Source organism: Allorhizobium pseudoryzae (assembly GCF_011046245.1).
GTDB classification, from domain to species: domain Bacteria; phylum Pseudomonadota; class Alphaproteobacteria; order Rhizobiales; family Rhizobiaceae; genus Neorhizobium; species Neorhizobium pseudoryzae.
This window is the reverse complement of sequence record NZ_CP049241.1, coordinates 2,140,627-2,157,343: the sequence shown is the minus strand read 5'-3', so window position 1 is coordinate 2,157,343 and position 16,717 is coordinate 2,140,627. Positions and strand designations below refer to the sequence as shown.

At 62.0% G+C, this 16,717-nt stretch carries 18 protein-coding genes; 4 read left to right on the top strand and 14 right to left on the bottom strand.

Features of this window, described 5'->3' with window-relative positions; genetic code table 11:
• Window positions 1–28: 28 nt before the first annotated feature.
• The 8 genes from G6N78_RS10410 to G6N78_RS10375 form a co-directional block, all read right to left on the bottom strand.
• Complete coding sequence (locus G6N78_RS10410) at window positions 29–382, bottom strand: DUF6867 family protein (protein ID WP_165218094.1); 354 nt, start codon at window positions 380–382, stop codon at window positions 29–31.
• Between the two features lie 24 nt (window positions 383–406).
• Window positions 407–1,153: an ABC transporter ATP-binding protein gene (locus G6N78_RS10405; protein ID WP_165218092.1), complete on the bottom strand. Its 747-nt coding sequence runs from the start codon at window positions 1,151–1,153 to the stop codon at window positions 407–409.
• Window positions 1,153–2,022 carry an ABC transporter ATP-binding protein gene (locus tag G6N78_RS10400; RefSeq protein WP_165218091.1) on the bottom strand — a complete coding sequence of 290 codons (870 nt, stop codon included), beginning with the start codon at window positions 2,020–2,022 and terminating at the stop codon, window positions 1,153–1,155. The genes G6N78_RS10405 and G6N78_RS10400 overlap by 1 nt, the downstream gene beginning before the upstream one ends.
• Window positions 2,022–3,374 carry a high-affinity branched-chain amino acid ABC transporter permease LivM gene (gene livM, locus G6N78_RS10395; RefSeq protein ID WP_370691518.1) on the bottom strand — a complete coding sequence of 451 codons (1,353 nt, stop codon included), beginning with the start codon at window positions 3,372–3,374 and terminating at the stop codon, window positions 2,022–2,024. Before livM ends, G6N78_RS10400 begins: the two co-directional genes overlap by 1 nt.
• A 49-nt stretch (window positions 3,375–3,423) precedes the next feature.
• Window positions 3,424–4,326, bottom strand: coding sequence for a branched-chain amino acid ABC transporter permease (locus tag G6N78_RS10390; protein ID WP_165218087.1), 903 nt, complete (start codon window positions 4,324–4,326; stop codon window positions 3,424–3,426).
• A 224-nt stretch (window positions 4,327–4,550) separates the two neighbouring features.
• Window positions 4,551–6,977, bottom strand: coding sequence for a GcvT family protein (locus tag G6N78_RS10385; protein WP_165218085.1), 2,427 nt, complete (start codon window positions 6,975–6,977; stop codon window positions 4,551–4,553).
• A gap of 118 nt (window positions 6,978–7,095) precedes the next feature.
• On the bottom strand, window positions 7,096–7,254 hold the full coding sequence (locus tag G6N78_RS10380) for a hypothetical protein (RefSeq protein ID WP_165218083.1): 159 nt from the start codon (window positions 7,252–7,254) through the stop codon (window positions 7,096–7,098).
• Between the two features lie 66 nt (window positions 7,255–7,320).
• A complete protein-coding gene (locus G6N78_RS10375; RefSeq protein ID WP_165218081.1) occupies window positions 7,321–7,602 on the bottom strand; it encodes a ribbon-helix-helix domain-containing protein in 282 nt (93 codons plus the stop codon).
• A gap of 131 nt (window positions 7,603–7,733) precedes the next feature.
• Between G6N78_RS10375 and greA the strand changes: the two genes are divergently transcribed.
• Window positions 7,734–8,216 carry a transcription elongation factor GreA gene (greA, locus tag G6N78_RS10370; RefSeq protein ID WP_165218079.1) on the top strand — a complete coding sequence of 161 codons (483 nt, stop codon included), beginning with the start codon at window positions 7,734–7,736 and terminating at the stop codon, window positions 8,214–8,216.
• Between the two features lie 3 nt (window positions 8,217–8,219).
• Here greA and G6N78_RS10365 read toward each other — a convergent pair whose 3' ends face one another.
• From G6N78_RS10365 to G6N78_RS10350, 4 genes are read right to left on the bottom strand one after another with little or no spacing between them, the layout of a single operon-like run.
• Window positions 8,220–8,771: a sarcosine oxidase subunit gamma gene (locus G6N78_RS10365; protein WP_165218077.1), complete on the bottom strand. Its 552-nt coding sequence runs from the start codon at window positions 8,769–8,771 to the stop codon at window positions 8,220–8,222.
• An 11-nt stretch (window positions 8,772–8,782) separates the two neighbouring features.
• Window positions 8,783–11,740 carry a sarcosine oxidase subunit alpha family protein gene (locus tag G6N78_RS10360; protein ID WP_165218075.1) on the bottom strand — a complete coding sequence of 986 codons (2,958 nt, stop codon included), beginning with the start codon at window positions 11,738–11,740 and terminating at the stop codon, window positions 8,783–8,785.
• Entirely contained in the window at window positions 11,740–12,027 is a 288-nt protein-coding gene (locus tag G6N78_RS10355) for a sarcosine oxidase subunit delta (RefSeq protein ID WP_165218073.1), read from the bottom strand. The genes G6N78_RS10360 and G6N78_RS10355 overlap by 1 nt, the downstream gene beginning before the upstream one ends.
• A 16-nt stretch (window positions 12,028–12,043) precedes the next feature.
• The gene (locus G6N78_RS10350; RefSeq protein WP_165218071.1) at window positions 12,044–13,297 is read right to left on the bottom strand and encodes a sarcosine oxidase subunit beta family protein; all 1,254 of its coding nucleotides are present in this window, start codon (window positions 13,295–13,297) and stop codon (window positions 12,044–12,046) included.
• A 266-nt stretch (window positions 13,298–13,563) separates the two neighbouring features.
• On the opposite strand from G6N78_RS10350, the gene G6N78_RS10345 reads away from it, so the two are divergent.
• Both G6N78_RS10345 and sciP read left to right on the top strand, forming a co-directional pair.
• Complete coding sequence (locus tag G6N78_RS10345; RefSeq protein ID WP_165218069.1) at window positions 13,564–14,595, top strand: DUF2793 domain-containing protein; 1,032 nt, start codon at window positions 13,564–13,566, stop codon at window positions 14,593–14,595.
• A gap of 174 nt (window positions 14,596–14,769) precedes the next feature.
• Window positions 14,770–15,045, top strand: a complete 276-nt coding sequence (gene sciP / locus G6N78_RS10340; protein ID WP_165218067.1) for a CtrA inhibitor SciP — start codon at window positions 14,770–14,772, stop codon at window positions 15,043–15,045.
• Between the two features lie 104 nt (window positions 15,046–15,149).
• On the opposite strand, the gene G6N78_RS10335 is transcribed toward sciP, so the two are convergent.
• Window positions 15,150–15,614, bottom strand: coding sequence for a paraquat-inducible protein A (locus G6N78_RS10335; protein ID WP_165218065.1), 465 nt, complete (start codon window positions 15,612–15,614; stop codon window positions 15,150–15,152).
• Window positions 15,615–15,705: 91 nt separating this feature from the next.
• Between G6N78_RS10335 and G6N78_RS10330 the strand changes: the two genes are divergently transcribed.
• Window positions 15,706–15,987: a GNAT family N-acetyltransferase gene (locus G6N78_RS10330; protein ID WP_165218063.1), complete on the top strand. Its 282-nt coding sequence runs from the start codon at window positions 15,706–15,708 to the stop codon at window positions 15,985–15,987.
• Between the two features lie 89 nt (window positions 15,988–16,076).
• Here the strand turns inward: G6N78_RS10330 and G6N78_RS10325 are convergent, their stop codons facing one another.
• Window positions 16,077–16,427 carry a flagellar export protein FliJ gene (locus G6N78_RS10325; protein ID WP_165218061.1) on the bottom strand — a complete coding sequence of 117 codons (351 nt, stop codon included), beginning with the start codon at window positions 16,425–16,427 and terminating at the stop codon, window positions 16,077–16,079.
• Window positions 16,428–16,717: the final 290 nt, after the last annotated feature.

The window sequence follows — 16,717 nt, the reverse complement described above, 5'->3', positions numbered from 1 at the left end:
GCAGTCTGAAGCCGAAAACCTCAGGCTGTCAATTCTTCTTCTTCCACGAGAACATGCTGCTTCTGTCGTAGAGCCAGTAGTAGTTTTCAACCATCTGGCTCGTCCGGCGCTGCCGGAAACCGGCGATCGCGACGACCAGCAAGAGCACGACATCGATCAGGTAATAACCAAGGCTGAGGAAGGGCCCCTGGAACAGCGAAAAGTGCAGGAAGCGCATCAGAACGCCGAGCAACAGAACATAGCCCACCACCAGCGGCAGTTCCTTCCAGCCTTCCGCCACAGCGCGTCCCGTGCGCCAGGCGGTCCAAAGGCCGATCATCAGCACGAGAAAGCGCAGCACGTAACGGGCGCCGGTATCGGTTTCAAAGAAAAGACCTTGCATGTCATCGTCTCCCTGATGCCGGCATCAATGCCGTCCGCCTTCGAGATAGGCAGCGCGCACTTCCGGATTGGCGAGCAGTTCCCTGCCCGATCCGCTCATGGTCACCTTGCCGTTCACCATCACATAGGCCCGGTGCGACAGCTTGAGTGCCGCAAAGGCATTCTGCTCCACGAGGAAGACCGTCAGCCCCTCCGTCTCGTTCAACACCTTGATCGCCTCGAAAATCTGCTTGACGATCAGCGGCGCGAGACCGAGCGACGGCTCGTCCAGAAGAAGCAGCTTTGGGCGGGCCATCAACGCGCGGCCGATCGACAGCATCTGCTGCTCGCCGCCCGACAGCGTTCCGCCGCGCTGGCTCTGGCGCTCCTTCAGGCGCGGGAAAAGCGTAAAAATCTTCTCCACGTCCTCGTTGAAATATTTCAGATTGTCGAGACCGGCGCCCATTTGCAGGTTCTCATAGACGGTCATGCGCGGGAAAATGCGCCGGCCTTCCGGAGACTGGGCGATACGGCGGCGCGCGATCAGGTGCGTCGGCATCTTGGTGATATCGGTGCCGTCGAAGACGACGGTGCCGTGGCGCGCCTGCGGACTGCCGCAGATCGTCATCATCAGCGTCGATTTGCCGGCACCATTGGCGCCGATCAGGCTGACGATCTCGCCCTTGTTGACATGCACATCGACGCCGGCAAGCGCGCGGATGCTGCCGTAATAGGTCTCGACGCCGGACACCGTCAGGAGCGCGTCTGCCTGGGAATTAACGTTGGCGGACATCAGTGCGAGCCCCCCTCGAGTTCGTCATGGATTACGTCTTCCAGCTCGTCGTCATCGACACCGAGATAAGCGGCGATGACCTTGGGGTCGTTCTTCACATGGTCCGGTGTGCCATCGGAAATCTTCTGGCCATATTCCAGCACGATGACGTGGTCGGAGATCTCCATGACCACGGACATGTCGTGCTCGATGAGCAGGATCGATGTTCCGCTCTCATCCCGGATGCTGTTGAGCAGCGTGTTGAGTGCCAGCGACTCCTTCGGGTTGAGACCGGCGGCGGGCTCGTCCAGGCACAGAAGTTCCGGGCCGGTGCACATGGCACGCGCAATCTCCAGACGGCGCTGCGCGCCATAGGGTAGATCGCCCGCCGGATCGTCGGCGCGATCGATGAGATCGGCCTTTTCCAGCCAGTGACGAGCAAGCTCGATAGCACCGTCTGCCTCGCGACGGTAGGAACCGAGCCCAAGCAAACCCATGACCGTGTAACCGGAGGCCTTCATCAGCTTGTTGTGCTGGGCGACCAGAAGGTTCTCCAGAACCGTCAGGCCGGAAAACAGCCGGATGTTCTGGAAGGTGCGGGCGACCTTCGCCTTCTTGGTGATCTCGAAATCCGTCAGACGTTCGAGCAAAAACTGATCGCCGCCCTTCTGGTTGAGCGTGATCATGCCCATGGTCGGCTTGTAGAAACCGGTGATGCAGTTGAAGACGGTCGTCTTGCCCGCACCGTTCGGGCCGATCAGTGCGGTGATTTCGCCGCGCTTGGCTTCCAGCGACAGGTCGTTGATCGCCATCAGCCCGCCGAACCGCATCGACAGATGCTCGACCTTCAGAATGGTATCGCGTGTCATCGTGGTGTTTCCGGGGGTCATCAGCCGTGACCCTCCTTGGTAAAGCTTCCGGAGACGGCCTTGCGTTCCTTGAGGAAGGCCGTCGGTTCACGCGAGCCGACGAAACCGCGCGGCTTGAACAGCATGACGGCAACCATGGCCATGCCGAAGAGCAGCATGCGGTAGAGCTCGGGCGTGAAATCTTCGCCGAAGACGTGCTTGAGGAATTCCATCTCGCGCAGAAGCTCTGTGCCGCCGATCATCACCACCGCGGCAACAGCAATCCCCGTCAGCGAGCCCATGCCGCCGAGAACGACGATGGCGAGAATGACCGCCGATTCCAGGAAGACAAAGCTTTCCGGCGAGACGAAGCCCTGGCGTGCGGCAAAGAAGGAGCCGGCGAAACCGCCGAACATCGCGCCGATCGCAAAGGCCGTCAGCTTGGTTTTCACGGTATCGATGCCAAGCGAGCGGCAGGCGATCTCGTCCTCGCGCAGCGCTTCCCAGGCACGCCCGATTGGCATGCTGCGCAGCTTGATTGTCACGTAGGCGGTGATCAGGCAGAGCGCCAGGATCACGTAGAACAGGAAGATCTTGTAATAGGCCGACGACATCGGCAGCCCGAAGACCTTGGCGAAATTATTGTCCGCACCGACATCGAAGGACCAGATGCCAAAGATCGAGGCTTTGGCGATGCCGGAGATACCCGCCGTGCCGCCCGTCACATCCGACCAGTTCATCAGCACCAGCCGGATGATCTCACCGAAGGCGAGCGTGACGATGGCGAGATAGTCGCCGCGCAGACGCAGGACCGGGAAGCCGAGAATGATGCCCCAGAAGGCCGCCAAAATACCGGCCAGCGGCAGAAGCAGCCAGAAGGACAGGCCGAACGTATCCGACAGCAGCGCATAGGAATAGGCGCCGACGGCATAAAAGGCCACGTAACCGAGATCGAGCAGACCGGCGAGGCCGACGACGACGTTGAGACCCCAGGCCAGCATCACGTAGATCAGGATCTGGATGCCGAAGTTATCGACGAACTTCAGCGAGCCCTGCACGCCGTAAAGGCTGACCACCACCGGCGGGTAGAGAACCAGCGCCAGCATGGCGAGCTTCAGGAAGTTCTTGTGGAAGAAGCCCTTGTCGTCCGAGACTTCCGGAATACCGGCCTTGGCCTTGGACAGCTTGCGGCGGTCGATCCGCGGCTTGAGGAAACCGACGATCAGGAAACGGCCGACGGCAGCGACCAGAACGAAGACGGCGAGAAGCCCCCAGCGCGTGCGCCACACCAGCGCATTGTCGATGTTCTGGTAGGTTTCGATCCCGACATAGAGAAGGAACATGCCAAACGCCAGAACGCCGGCAAAGAGGCCTTCCCTCACGGCCTGGGCCATCACGCCCGGTGCCGCATCATTGGCAGAAGAGTTTGTGTTCGGCATGGAGTTATACCTTCTCCACTTCGGGACGACCGAGGATGCCGGTCGGCTTGAAGATCAGCACGAAGGCGAGGATCGCGAAGGTCGCCACGTCCTTGTATGCAATGGAGAAATAAGCGGACCAGAGGGATTCGATGAGGCCGATCAGCAAGCCGCCCAGAACAGCGCCCGGCAGCGAGCCGATGCCGCCGAGAACGGCTGCGGTGAAGGCCTTCACGCCGGGGATGAAACCATCGGCAAACGAAGCGACCCCGTAATACATGAGGTACATCGTACCGGCGACAGCAGCAAGCGCCGCCCCCATGATGAAGGTGATGGAGATCGTTCGGTCGACGTCCACGCCGAGCAGCGCCGCCATCTTGCGGTCCTGCTCGGTTGCGCGCTGGGCACGGCCAAGCGGCGTCTTGTTGACGATGTACCAGAAGACGGTGAGCAGCACCGCCGTGACCGCGACGATCACGAACTGCTTCAGCGAGACGGTGACGTCGCCGAAATGATAGACATCGTTGATCAGCGGCGGGATCGGCTTGTTGCGCGGACCCTGCGTCACCTGGATGAAGTTCGACAGCACGATCGACATGCCGATCGCGGTGATCAGCGGCGCGAGGCGGAAGGATCCACGCAGCGGCCGGTAGGCAACGCGTTCGATCGTCCAGTTCCACAGGCTCGTCACCAGCATCGCGACAACCATCATGATCAACAGCGCGAGCGCCACAGGAACGCCGGCGACGAAGGATGTCAGGACAAGGAAGGCGATCAACGCGGCAAAGCCGCCAAGCATGAAGATGTCACCATGGGCAAAGTTGATCATGCCGATGATGCCGTAGACCATCGTATAGCCGATCGCGATCAAACCATAGATGGATCCAAGAGTCAGCCCGTTCAGGAGCTGCTGGATGAAATACTCCATAAATTTTCCCCCGGACGCGATCTGCAGGAAGGGCAGTCGCGCCTCTTGTATGTGTGGCCCTTATGGGTTCTTCGGTGTTGGAAATTTCATACCGCTTTCATCCGAAAAGGGAAGTCAAAATCATGTATTGTCGCCATTTACCCCCAACCGGACCGGAAACTGGCGCGAAACAGACCAAAGAACCTAGAAATGCAGCATAAAATGACCAAAAAGCCGTCTTTTGATCATTGACGCATCAACGATCCATCGGCGTCGAACAGTGGTTCCGCCTGAAGGACCGCCTTCAGCATCTCGCCCAGAACCTCGATCTGCCACCCGGATTGAACCGCCGCCTGGGCCTTCGGCACGTAACCGAGCGCCACCGAACAACCGGACGCATGGGCATACCCCCCGGATGTGACCCAGCCGACCACCTGGCCATTCAGGAAGATCGGTTCGTCACCCAGCACATCGGCGTCCTTTGCATCGACGATCAGCGTGATGAGCCGAAGCGTTCCGCCAGACAGCTTTTCCTCGATGGCGGATGTCTTGCCGACGAAATTCGCCTCCTTCTTCAACGCCACGAATCGGCCGAGCCCTGCCTCGAGCGGCCCGTAGAGCGGGCGATATTCGCGCGACCAGCTGCCATAGGATTTCTCCAGTCGAAGCGCATTGAGCGCCCGAAGCCCAAAGAGCCGGATGCTATGCGGCCTGCCCGCCTCCATCAGCATTTCGAACACATGACGCTGGTATTCCGGCCGCATCCAGAGCTCGTAACCGAGGTCGCCCGTATAGCTGACGCGACCGATCAGCACCGGCGCCATGCCGAGATCGAGCTCGCGGATCGCCATGAACGGAAAGGCTTCGACTGAAAGATCGACATGCGTCAGCCCCTGCAGCACCGCGCGGGATTTCGGTCCGGCCACCGCCAAGCCGACGAGGCTCATGCCCAGCGGATTGATCTCCACCGAGCCGTCGTCCGGCAAGTGGCTCTCGAACCAGCGCATATGGTAGTCCTCTGCAATACCGGAGCCGATCAGCAGGAAATCGTCATCATCGAGGTTGGCCAGCGTAAAGTCGCCGATCAACTTGCCGGCCTCGTTCAGCATCGGGGCGAGCGCCATCTTGCCGGCCGGCGGGATGTTTCCGGCGAGCATATGATCGAGCCACTCCGCCGCCCCCTCGCCGCTCACCGAATATTTGGCAAACCCCGAAGTCTCCATCAGCCCGACACCGGCGCGCACCGCCTTGGCTTCGGCGCCCACGTGCTCGAAGTCGGTCGAACGGCGCCAGGTGAAACGATCTTCGACACCCGGCGGCGCAAACCAGAGCGGTGTTTCCAGGCCATAGGATGCGCCAAAGACCGCACCTTCCGCCTTCAGCCGGTCATAAATCGGCGTCGTCAGCAGCGGACGTCCCGCCGGCAGCTCCTCGTTCGGGTAGCGGATCGAGAAACGGCGCGAATAGTTTTCCCGCACCTTGGCATTGGTATAGGCAAGCGTCGCGTAATCGCCATAACGGCAGACATCCATGGCAAAGACGTCGAACCCCGGATCGCCCTCGATGATCCAGTTGGCAAGCGCAAGGCCAACGCCGCCGCCCTGGCTGAAGCCGGCCATCACCGCGCAGGCAGACCAGAAATTCGTCATGCCGCGCACCGGCCCGACCAGCGGATTGCCATCCGGCGAGAAGGTGAAGGGGCCGTTGATGATCTTTTTGATGCCGGCCTTGTTGAAGGCCGGGAAATGCCGGAAGCCGACTTCCAACTCGTTGGTGATGCGCTCCAGATCCTCCGCCAGGAGTTCGTGGCCGAACGTCCAGGGCGTTTCGATCGGCGACCAGGGGCGGCAATCCTTTTCATAGGTGCCCATCAGCATGCCGTTGCGCTCCTGGCGGATATAGATCTCGCCATCGAAATCGACGCAATGCATCAGCTCCTTGCCGGTTGTCCGGTTGAAGTCGATCACTTCCGCCATATCCTCGGTGATGAGATACATGTGCTCCATGGCGAGCACCGGCAGTTCCAGCCCCACCATCCGGCCGACTTCGCGCGCCCAGAGCCCGGCGGCATTCACCACGTGTTCGGCAAAGATCTCGCCCTTGTCGGTGATTACCCGCCAGGTGCCGTCCGGCGTCTGGCTGAGCGCCTCCACCTTGGTGTGCAGGTAGATTTCGGCACCGTTCTTCTTGGCCGATTTGGCATAGGCATGCGTGGTGCCATAAGGGTCGAGATGGCCCTCATGCGGATCGAAGACCGCGCCGACGAACTGGGTCGGGTCGAGCAACGGCATCATTGCATAGGCTTCGTCCGCCGAGATCAGCCGCGCCTCGCCGCCGGCATATTTTCCCTTGGCAAGCAGCGACTTCATCCAGTCGAACCGCTCCGGCGTCGCCGCCAGCATCAGGCCGGAGGTCATGTGCAGGCCGATATCCTGGCCGGAATACTCCTCGATCTCCTTGTAGAGTTCGACCGTGTATTTCTGCAGCTTGGCGACGTTCGGATCGCCATTGATCGTGTGCATGCCGCCCGCCGCATGCCAGGTCGAACCGGAGGTGAGTTCGGAGCGCTCGACGAGAACCACATCCGTCCAGCCGAACTTGGTGAGGTGATAGAGCACCGAACAGCCGACGACCCCACCGCCGATCACGACAACCCTGGCATGACTCTTCATCCGCAAACACTCCCTTGGCCGAACCGCTGGCATGCGAGCCTAGAGGCAGGTGATGGCAGGCAATAGTCGCTTTCGCGAAACAAATTGTGCCGTTTGCGGCATGGCTGATCGGTGACCCTCAGAGGTCGAGCGACTGGCCGCGATAACTGATCCGCAGGCCTTCGCGGATTTCGTTACGCAGGCTGCCTCGTGCGGGAAAAGTTTGAAAGGAGGCGAGGAAGGCGTTGATCCTGTCGAGGTAACCAAGCGCGATGGTCTCGGACGCCGTTGGCTTCAAGGATATAGCGATAGATGTTGAAAAGGTCGGCTTCCGCATCCGGAGTCAGTCGGACGACATACCGTTTCACCTGGACTTGGTCCCATGATCCGCGATGCGGCTCTTCAGATGGTGCATGGCATCCTCAAGCGAGACAGCCTTGGCCGGGTCAGCTTTGTACCGGTCATAGACTGGCGCGACATCGTCCTTCAACCAGCGCTCCAAGCTCGCATCACGGGATACGAGCGACAGGAGGCCATCGCGGATCACGTCGCTCTCGCTCGCATATTCACCGGAGGCAACTTTCATCGCCACCATCTCGGCAAGCTCATCGGGAAGGGTAATTTGGAGAGATCGCTTAGGCTGCATGATGAAACCTTTTCTCAGGATTGCGTTTTTAGCACGAAACGGGGCCCATTCCCATTCCCGTCACTCTCCCTTCCCCCCTTGCCCTCCCGCGGTATATCAAGCAACTTCGATCACTCACCGGAGCCAGACCCTTGAGCGTAGCCTTCACAAAGGAAGACAGTGCAGAGACCGCGGCGGAAACCATCCTGCCGGACCGGGTGGTCTCGCCCCATCCCAATCTCGTCACCGAAGCCGGGTTGAAGGCCCTGGAGCGGGATCTGGCGGAGGCGCGCGCGGCCTTCGAGGCAGCGCAGGTCGAAGAGGATGTCAACGAGCGCCGTCGACACTCCGCAGGGCCGGCCCGCGACATCCGGTATCTGGTGGAGCGGTTGCGCACCGCCGATCTGCGCCCGGCACCGGCCTCCAAGGAAGTGGTCGCGTTTGGCCACACGGTGCGCTTCGAGCGCGAGGATGGACGTGTACAGACCTATCGTATCGTCGGCGAGGACGAGGCCGATCCGAAGGCCGGCAGCGTTTCCTATGTCTCGCCGGTCGCCCAGGCGCTGCTCGGCAAAACGGTCGGCGATGTGGTGACCGTTGGCGGCCAGGAGTTGGAGATCCTTGCGATCACCTGAAGCCTATTCGCCGGCGAACCCTGCCGTCAGCGCAAACTCGCGGCCCATTTCCATCAGCTCCTCGAAGACGGTGCCGGCATAGGAGCGCGGCACGATGATCTCGAAGATGTTGTCCGCGGTGCGGATGAGGTTGCCGGAGACATGCGCCACCAGCATGTTCGCCGAGCGGCCGATGGCAAAGGCCTCCGGATGCAGATCGACGGCCAGGCACTTGGCGAGGATCTTGCGCACATGCGCACCAGTGATCTGCAGCAGCACCCGGCCATCGCTGTGATCGAAGGCAGAGGCGCCCTCGATCTCGCGCACAAGCCGCAGCAGAGCCTCGGCAGAGACGGTTTCCGACACGCAAAGCCATTCGGCGGGGCCGCAGACGCGGACGGAAACGCCCTCGATATGTGCGAGCGCGGCACCGACAGCAGCCTCCGAACCCGCATGCGCCAGGACAGTCAGAATGGTCGGGTGGCGCGGTACGGTGATGTGGTGGGCGTTCGGTTTCGTCTCGAAGCCGATGATGTGGTCTTCCAGCACATGCCGGTGAACGAAGGCGATGGTCATCGGCGTGTCCCTCAGGCCTGGAGTTTGGTGTTGTCGGGATCGACGAAGACCGGCGCGCAGACTTCGGCGAGGATCTCGCTGTCGCGCAGCGCATCCCACACCACGATCTTTTCGCCATAGCGTTCGCGGCCCGATTTCAGCATGGCGAGCGCGATATGCGAGCCGAGAGTCGGCGAGTAGCAAGCCGACGAGACGAACCCCTGATCGTTGACGGTGGAAGGCTTGGCATTTTCCTTCAAGAGATGCGCGCCGGCCTTGATCTCGCCATCGGCCTCCACCGGCTTCAGTCCCACCAGTTGCAGGCGGTCGGCCGCCGTCAGGCCGAAGCGGGTGGAGAGCCGCTTGCCGATGAAATCGGGCTTCTGCATCGCCATCATCCGGCCAAGCCCCACATCGTCGGCGGTGGTGCGGCCGTCCAGCTCGTTGTGCGTCACATGACCCTTTTCGATGCGCAGCACGTTGAGCGCCTCGACGCCGTAGGCGCAGATGCCCTCCTCGTAACCGGCCTGCATGATGGCATCGGCCACCGCCTCGCCATAGCCGGCGGGCACGGCCAGTTCGAATGCCAGCTCGCCGGAAAACGAGATGCGGAACAGCCGGGCGGCAAGCCCGCCCTTCAGCGTCACCGCGCGCGCGGCCAGGAAGGGGAAGGCGGCATCGGAGAGATCGTCCTCCACCAACCGCTGCAGGATGATGCGCGCTTTCGGCCCGGCGATCGACATCTGGGCCCATTGGTCGGAGGAGGAGGCAAACCGCACGTCGAGATGGGAGAAGAGCGTCTGCGCGGCAAATTCCAGATGCGTCATCACCTCCGCCGCATAGGCCGTGGTGGTCGTCAGCACATAGTGGTTTTCGGAGAGCCGGCTGGTGGTGCCGTCGTCATAGACGATGCCATCCTCGCGCAGCATCAGGCCGTAACGCGCCTTGCCGACTGGCAGTTTCAGGAAGGCGTTGCTGTAGACGCGGTTGAGGAATTCCGCCGCACCGGCACCAAAGATCTCGATCTTGCCGAGCGTCGAGACATCGCAGAGACCGGCGCTCGCCCGCACAGTGCGCACCTCGCGGTCCACGCTGTCGCGCCAGGTCTTTTCGCCCTCGCGCGGGAACCAGGAGGAGCGGTACCAGAGCCCCGCTTCGACGAAGACCGCACCGTTCTTCGCCGCCCAGCCATGCAGCGGCGAACGGCGCACGGGCCGCGAATGTTCACCCCGCGATGTGCCCGCCAGCCCCCCGAAGGAGACGGGCGTATAGAAGGGACGGAACGTGGTGGTGCCGATCTCCGCCGGCGAAACGCCACGCATACCGGCGACGATGCCGATCGTGTTGACATTGCCGAGCTTGCCCTGATCCGTCGCCATGCCGCCGGTCGTATAGCGCTTGCTCATCTCGATCGAGCGATAGCCTTCCCGCTGCGACAGCCCCAGATCGGCCATCGTCACATCGTTCTGGAAATCGACAAAGGCCTTGCCTTTCGAGCCCTGCACATACCAGAGGGCTGCAAAGTCGGGGTCATAGGCTCCCTCCACCTCCGGCAGGTCCGCCTCGTAAGCGGCAAATCCGAGGTCGCGGCAAAGCGCCGTTGCCTTGTTCGCCCCATCCTTCAGGCAGGCGGAAAGATCAGCAAGCCCCGCTGCACTGCCGGCGGGCACAAAGGCCGCACCAACCTCCGGCGCCAGAAACGCCTGTTTTTCCTCGGACCAGACTGGCTTTGCGCCGCGCTGGCACATCAGATGCACGATCGGCGACCAGCCGCCAGACATAGCGAGCGCATCGCAGGCAATCGCCTCTTCGTAACCGGAGCGGTCGGCAATGATGCCCTTCAGCGCCAGATGCCCCTTGGTCGCCGTCACCGCCCCGCCACGGATCAGCCGCAGCCCGTCGGGCACAAGATCGCCGCTCTCGCGCCGCGCATCGATCAGCGCCGTCACCTCGACACCGGCGGCCACGAGATCACGCGCGAGCCCATACCCGGAACCGCCATTGGTGAAGATAGCCACCTTGCGGCCAGCGGAAACACCGTAGCGGTTGAGATAGGTGCGCGCCGCCTGCGCGGTCATCACGCCCGGGCGGTCATTGCCGCCGAAGACGAGCGGCCGTTCTTCCGCGCCGGAGGCCAAGACGGCGCGTTTCGCCACGATCCGCCAGATCCGCTCCACCGGCAGATCGAGGCTCGGCTCGGCCACGTGTTTCTGCACCTTCTCGACCGCGCCGAACACCATGTCGTCATACCAACCGAAGACGGTGGTGCGCGGCATCAGGGTGACGTTCGGCAGGGAGGACAATTCGGCGAGGATCGTCCCGGCAAAGTCTGCCGCGGGCAGGCCGCCGACGGCGACGCTTTCCGACAGAAGCGAGCCGCCGAGGCGAAAGCCTTCGTCCGCCAGGATCACGCGGGCACCGGCACGCGCCGCCGCCAGTGCCGCCATCAGACCGGCGGGACCGGACCCGATCACCAGCAGGTCGCAATACGCCCAGGCCTTTTCATAGCGGTCCGGATCGGCCTCCGTTGCCAGCCGTCCGAGACCGGCGGCGCGGCGGATCAGCGGCTCATAAACCTTCTCCCAGAAGGCGGCCGGCCACATGAAGGTCTTGTAGTAGAAGCCCGCCGAGAGGAATGGCGACAGCAGACTGTTGATGCCGCCGATATCGAAGGACAGCGAGGGCCAGCGGTTCTGGCTTTGGGTGGTCAGCCCGCCATAAAGTTCGGCGACGGTGGCGCGGCTATTGGGCTCCGTGCGGCCTCCGGTGCCGATGGTCACCAGCGCATTCGGTTCCGCCGAACCGGCGGTCACGATGCCGCGCGGACGATGATACTTGAAACTGCGACCCACCAGCAGCTCACCATTGGCGAGCAGCGCGGAGGCAAGCGTATCACCCTCGAACCCACGATGGGCTTTGCCATCGAACGTAAACGAGAGCGGCTGGTTACGATTGACGAGACCACCGGTGGAAAGGCGATAGGGCACCATCAGGCCACCTCCCCGCTCTTGTTGCGCGCCAGAGCGTCCGCATCGGTCACGGAAAAGACCTCGTGGGTTACATTGTCTCGCTCCACGATGAGGAAGCGCCGGCAGCCGCCGGTGTGGTGCCAGTATTCCCGGATGCGCCCCTTCGGGTTGTCGCGCACATAGACATAAGCATACCAGGCATCGTCGGAGGCATTCGGCCCCGGGCGCACCGGCACCGCATCGCCGCGGATCGCGAATTCTTCCTTCGGGCGGACCCCGCAATGGGGACAGGTGATCAGGCTTGCCATGGCTTTTCTTGTCTCGTCAGTGCAGGTTCGGCTGCGGGCCCTTGCCGCCTTCATCCACCACGAAACCGCGCCGGAAGCGGTCGAGGCGCAGCAGGCGCGCCGTATAATGCGGCTCGTCCTTGGCGATCAGATGGGCAAAGCAGAAGCCGGAGGCGGGCGTGGCCTTGAAGCCGCCGTAACACCAGCCGCAGTTCAGGTAGAGGTTGTCGATCGGCGTCTTGTCGATGATCGGCGAGCCGTCCATCGACATGTCCATCACCCCGCCCCAGGCGCGCAGCACCCGGGCGCGCGACAGGCCGGGGATCAGCGAGACCCCCTCCTCGATCGTATGCTCGACGGTGGCGAGGTTGCCGCGCTGGGCATAGGAGGAATAGTAGTCGATATCGGCGCCGAAGACCAAACCGCCCTTGTCGGACTGCGAGATATAGAAGTGTCCGGCGCCATAGGTGATGACGTTCGGGATCACCGGCTTCAGCCCTTCAGACACGAAGGCCTGCAGCACATGCGTTTCGATCGGCAGGTCAAGCCCCGCCATCTTCCCCGTCACCGAGGTGTGGCCGGCGGTGGCGAGTGCGAGCTTGGTGCAGCCGATGAAACCCTTAGAGGTCTCGACGCCGGTTACCCGCCCCGTCTCGTCGCGGACAATACCGGTCACTTCGCAGTTCTGGATCAGATCGACGCCACGGCTATCGGCACCGCGCGCATAGCCCCAGGCGACGGCATCATGACGTGCCGTGCCCGCCCGCTTCTGCAACAGCCCGCCGAGGATCGGAAACCGGGCATGGTCAAAATTGAGGAAGGGCATCAGCTTGCGCACGCCCTCCCGGTCCAACAGTTCGGCATCGACACCGTGCATCTTCATGGCATTGCCGCGCCGCGCATAGGCATCGCGCTGGCCATCCGAATGGAACAGGTTGACGATGCCGCGCTGCGAGACCATCGCGTTGAAATTAAAATCCTGCTCCAGCCCTTCCCACAGCTTCATGGAGAACTCGTAGAAGGGTTCGTTGCCTTCCAGGAGATAGTTGGAGCGGATGATCGTCGTGTTGCGACCCACATTGCCGGAGCCGAGATACCCTTTTTCCAGCACCGCGACATTGGTGACGCCGAATTCCTTGGCGAGATAATAGGCGGTCGCCAGCCCATGCCCGCCGCCGCCAACGATGATCACGTCATACTGCGGTTTCGGTTGCGGCTCCCGCCAGGCAGGCTTCCAGTGCCGGTTGCCGGAAAACGCGTGGCGGATGATCTCGAGGGCGGAATAGCGCATGCGGGTATCCTGGAACAATCGGCCCACCTTCGCATATGGAAGATAAAGGACAAGTCCGTTTGCCTCTCTCTTCACGTTGCTGTGTCGGCCAAGCGCGCAAAGATGGCAAAGCGTGGCAGAGGGGCAACGCCGGAGAACCGTCGCAGACAACGGGGACGAACGGCACCTCCTCGGCCTGTCTTTTCAATTCCTTGGCGCCTGCGTCGTCCCCGCCCCTGCGTCCTGCCTTAGCATGGTTTCGAGACCCGCTAAGATGGAGCCGCCCCATGGCCGATACGACACCCAACCTTCACCTGCCCTATATCCTGCCCTCGCAGGCGCAGAAGCACGTGATGCACAACGAGGCGCTCGTGATGCTCGACCGTCTCGTACAGCTTGCCCTGGAATATGAGGGCGATGTCGCACCCGGCGCGCCGTCGGAGGGCCAGCGGTTTGCCGTCGGCGGCGCACCCACCGGCGCCTGGAGCGGACGCGCCGGCCAGATCGCCTGCTTTCAGGATGGTGGCTGGCTGTTTGCCGCGCCGCGGACCGGTTATCTCGCCTATTTCAAGGACAGCGGAGTGCTGAAGATCTTCACCGGCAGCGGCTGGCAACGCCCGCCCTTGCCCGACATCCTGACCCCATCCCGCCTCGGCATCTCGGCCACGCCGGACGACACGAACCGGCTTGCGCTCTCCTCTCCTGCGACACTCCTCAACCATGCGGGCGGAGGCCACCAGTTGAAACTCAACAAGGCAACCGCCGGCGACACTGCCTCCCTGCTCTTCCAGTCCAACTGGTCCGGCAGAGCGGAAATGGGCCTCTCCGGCAATGATGCCTTCTCGATCAAGGTCAGCGGCGATGGGTCCGCCTGGGCAACCGCGCTCCACTGCGATGGTGAGGGCCGGGTCTCGATGCCGAACAGGCCGCTCGCCCGCGCCCATCGCGCGGCTGGCACCTCCACCCCGGCCTCCGGCAGCGAAACGGGTTTTGCCGCGCTTGCGCTGGAACAGGGCGGCTTTGCGCTCGGTGCGGCACTCGCCGGCGGTGGCAATGCGCTGTCGGTGCCGGCGGATGGGCTTTTTCTCGCAGCCCTGACGGTCATCGTCACCACCTCGTCCGGCTTTTCCGTCAGCCTGCGCCGCAATGGATCGGTCACTTTGCTCACGGTTCAGGGGCCAACTGCGGCGCCGACAACCGCCAGCGGGGTGGCGATCGTCCAGCTATATGCCGGCGACCACCTCAGCCTGCTGCATGGCGGGTCTGCCACGATCGATGAAGGTTCCGGCCGCACGCAGCTGTCGCTTTTCAGGCTGTGAGGAACAAATAAGGATCTTCTTAACAATACTGATCGGGGCCGAAGTTATGCACAGAGGGCTGCAGAAACAGCCGCATGCGAGAAACTCCTTCTAAAGTGATGTTCCCGTTTAGGTAATTGTTAAATCTGAGCGGCTAGGCTCCGCTTTGTGGTCTTGTGTAGTGTAGAGAGTCCAATGACCGAAATGATCCGCCCTCGAGTGAAATATGTCATCGGCCCCGATGGCAGCCCCCTGACCATTGCGGACCTTCCGCCGGCCAATACGCGCCGTTGGGTCATCCGCCGCAAGGCGGAGGTGGTTGCTGCGGTGCGTGGTGGCCTGTTGAGTCTCGAGGAAGCCTGCGAACGTTACACCCTCACCGTCGAGGAATTTTTGTCCTGGCAGTCTTCGATCAACGAGCACGGCCTGGCCGGTCTGCGCACCACCCGCATTCAGCAGTACCGCCACTAGGCACGCACGCTTACCCCTCCCCGTGATCCCCGGGAGATTACTCCCGCGGGATATTTTGCATGACGGTGGCCCATGGCGACCCTGCAGTGTTCCGGATGGATGCGTTATTTACCGCCCGCACGTGTCGTTGCGGGCAGCAGCAGCCCGACAATGACCGCAGAGGCTGCGTAGAACCAAAGGCCCGGCTGCGCCACGGCAGCCGCCAGCCCGCTGCTCTTGGCCGCAAAAATCGCAAGCGCCACCAGCATCACGTCAATCATCGACCACTTGGACAGATGCGGCAGCGTGCGGCCGAGCCAGCCGGCCGACATCTCCGGCACGGCCTCCCGTGCGAGGAGCAAGACAAGCTTCAGCACCGGAAAGATCACCGAAAAGAGCGCAATCAGCAGCGAAAGCAGCCATTCGCCGTCGGACCAGAGGCCCGTGATCAGATCGATGATCGACGGCGTTTCTGTAAAAACGTAGAGGCGGTCCATCCGGATGATCGGCAATGTCAGTCCGAGCGCGAGGCTGAACCCGGCCAGAAGCACCAGCATGCGCACCGGCCATCGGCGTCTTTGCCGCGTCATTGCCACCCTTCCCGTCTGGTTTTGGACGATCTGCGTCCTACATCATGACGGCAGACCAAAGAAGCGCAAAGTCCAAGGCGGAGAGACGACCATGCAGATCACGCAGGAAGAAGGCACCTCGGGCGGGCGCTACCGGGCGGAACTGGCCGGCTATTTCGGCGAGATGACCTATTCGCGCGCCGATCCGCAGCTGATCATCATCGATCACACCCGGGTGGATGATGCGCTGCGTGGCAAGGGGGTGGGACAGGCCCTTGCGGAGCATGCCGTTCTGGAAGCCCGAAGCGGCGGCTGGAAGATCATTCCGCTTTGCCCCTTCTTCAAGGCGCAGGTCGAGCGCCATCCGGAATGGCGCGACATCATCAAGGGTTGAGCAGGTCGGCTGGAAACGCGGGAAAGCGCGGATGCAAGCCTTGCATCCGCGCCTGTTGTGTTCGGGTCTCGCGTCTTACGGTGGTGTGGTTACGCGCGGGCGCGCATGCCACCGTCGCGTTCTTCGAGAGCCGTTGCCTTGGCAAGTTCGGCCTGGGCTTCTTCAAGCGCCAGTTCGGCGCCGTCCTGCTGCACCCGCAATTCCCGGATCGAGACTTGCAGATTGTCCGCACGCTGACGCGCGGCCTTGGCAAAGGTGGGATAGGCGAAGTGATTCGGATCGGAAATGCCCGATTTCTTCTCTTCGAGCGAAATCTGGTGCTCCAGCTCTTTCGCCATACGTTCAAACTCCGCCATCATCAGCTGTAACTGCTGCAATTGGCGGCGCTTTTCATTCACCTGAAATTCTTTCAGGCGCACAAGGCTGTCACGCGTCTTCATACGCAATACTCCCGTGGATAGCGAGACCCCGGCTTCTACACTTTTAACCCTGAGTCCGAACTGCCACAGTTCGGATGAAAAAATTGCTGCGGCGTTAAGGAATTTGACGTCCGCGGTAACCTTTCATTTACGGGCATCGTTAATGATAGGGACGATCGTTTAAGGGTCCGTAAATGCCATGGCCGATTTCGGCAGACGACAATGATGAGTCGTATGAATCACTTGGTGGCAAAACCTCACAAAGAGATTCAGGTATGGCGCTGGCAGATTCACAAGAAAAATCAGGCGAA

Bases quoted from the DNA above. Each gene is read 5' to 3' on its own strand.
- G6N78_RS10410 (WP_165218094.1), bottom strand. From the start codon at position 382: ATGCAAGGTCTTTTCTTTGAAACCGATACCGGCGCCCGTTACGTGCTG.
- G6N78_RS10405 (WP_165218092.1), bottom strand. From the start codon at position 1,153: ATGTCCGCCAACGTTAATTCCCAGGCAGACGCGCTCCTGACGGTGTCC.
- G6N78_RS10400 (WP_165218091.1), bottom strand. From the start codon at position 2,022: ATGACCCCCGGAAACACCACGATGACACGCGATACCATTCTGAAGGTC.
- livM (WP_370691518.1), bottom strand. From the start codon at position 3,374: ATGGCCCAGGCCGTGAGGGAAGGCCTCTTTGCCGGCGTTCTGGCGTTT.
- G6N78_RS10390 (WP_165218087.1), bottom strand. From the start codon at position 4,326: ATGGAGTATTTCATCCAGCAGCTCCTGAACGGGCTGACTCTTGGATCC.
- G6N78_RS10385 (WP_165218085.1), bottom strand. From the start codon at position 6,977: ATGAAGAGTCATGCCAGGGTTGTCGTGATCGGCGGTGGGGTCGTCGGC.
- G6N78_RS10375 (WP_165218081.1), bottom strand. From the start codon at position 7,602: ATGCAGCCTAAGCGATCTCTCCAAATTACCCTTCCCGATGAGCTTGCC.
- G6N78_RS10365 (WP_165218077.1), bottom strand. From the start codon at position 8,771: ATGACCATCGCCTTCGTTCACCGGCATGTGCTGGAAGACCACATCATC.
- G6N78_RS10360 (WP_165218075.1), bottom strand. From the start codon at position 11,740: ATGGTGCCCTATCGCCTTTCCACCGGTGGTCTCGTCAATCGTAACCAG.
- G6N78_RS10355 (WP_165218073.1), bottom strand. From the start codon at position 12,027: ATGGCAAGCCTGATCACCTGTCCCCATTGCGGGGTCCGCCCGAAGGAA.
- G6N78_RS10350 (WP_165218071.1), bottom strand. From the start codon at position 13,297: ATGCGCTATTCCGCCCTCGAGATCATCCGCCACGCGTTTTCCGGCAAC.
- G6N78_RS10345 (WP_165218069.1), top strand. From the start codon at position 13,564: ATGGCCGATACGACACCCAACCTTCACCTGCCCTATATCCTGCCCTCG.
- sciP (WP_165218067.1), top strand. From the start codon at position 14,770: ATGACCGAAATGATCCGCCCTCGAGTGAAATATGTCATCGGCCCCGAT.
- G6N78_RS10335 (WP_165218065.1), bottom strand. From the start codon at position 15,614: ATGACGCGGCAAAGACGCCGATGGCCGGTGCGCATGCTGGTGCTTCTG.
- G6N78_RS10330 (WP_165218063.1), top strand. From the start codon at position 15,706: ATGCAGATCACGCAGGAAGAAGGCACCTCGGGCGGGCGCTACCGGGCG.
- G6N78_RS10325 (WP_165218061.1), bottom strand. From the start codon at position 16,427: ATGAAGACGCGTGACAGCCTTGTGCGCCTGAAAGAATTTCAGGTGAAT.